The organism is Oleiphilus sp. HI0123 (assembly GCF_001635315.1).
Genome location: NZ_LWGE01001564.1, coordinates 1 through 1,061, shown reverse-complemented (window position 1 = coordinate 1,061; position 1,061 = coordinate 1). Strand labels below are relative to the sequence as shown.

The 1,061-nt window shown below is 39.8% G+C and carries 1 protein-coding gene; it reads right to left on the bottom strand.

Annotation, left to right across the window (positions count from 1 at the left end; genetic code table 11):
• The coding region (locus tag A3761_RS20940) for a cytidylyltransferase domain-containing protein (RefSeq protein ID WP_068750812.1) at positions 1–941 on the bottom strand (941 nt) is incomplete at its 3' end.
• Between the last annotated feature and the right edge of the window lie 120 nt (positions 942–1,061).

The window sequence follows — 1,061 nt, the reverse complement described above, 5'->3', positions numbered from 1 at the left end:
ATATCTAGAAATTGGACGTCCTTCTCTTCGTCCAAACACTTTAATAGATAATAGTAATTCCACGCGGGACCAATATGACAACGCTGTTCGAGAAACCTCCTGCAATGCTCACTATTCAAGTCTACGTCAGAAAGTTTCTGAGATTTTTTAGTCGCAAGCATAGCCATAGCATATGCTTCTTTAGCCGAATCTACGATTACACCATCAAAGTCCAGAAATATAACACTCTCATTTTGAGTTTTAGACTCATTGCTCTGATAAATCCCCATTAAATCACGAGCAATTTCATAGTCTTCGTATTCATCTATATCGATGCCCGCAATCTTGGAAACACAGGACTTAAAAGGGTTCTTACCAAGAAGATACTCTTTATCAAGCATCAATGACTTAGGAGCCATATACAGCCCATTCGTTACCCTATAAATATTAGGCAGCTCCTGGCTAATGGTATGTTTCTTTGTTGCAGAATAATTGATTGGTTTTTCATCATCCCAAAAATATTCCTTGAGCAAGTTTACAGAAACCAAGCTATCGAAACTTGAAGTTTCTGGAATAACATGATCATAGTACTCACGAAACCCCTGCAAATACTCTTGAGGACTCATCAAAGGAACAACACATGTCACCCAAGCAATGTGCTCGTGCGGTATATCTTTAACGACACCAACAATGACCTCACTAAAAGTAGCTTTATGTCCGTCAGCAAGGAACTGATCGCGACGATGAACTTTTACACCCTCTTCTCGAGCAATATCCATCAGTACATCAGCCTCAGTACTAACGTATATGCTATCTTTTGACAGCACTTTCTTAAGCTGTCTTATTTTCCACGCTAACAGACTAATTTTGTCTTCACCAACCTCAAGAAGGGCCTTTTGCGAAACTCTTGAACTACCAAGTCTGACAGGTATCACTGCCGCAATATCATACTTATTAAACATTTCTCACCATTTTATAAGGTCCTATTGTCATCGAGCGACTCAGCCTCCTCTTTCTTATCACTTCGTTCATTGTAACAACAACTTAAGCCTACCAACTCCATCACCGCAACGTGACGGTAT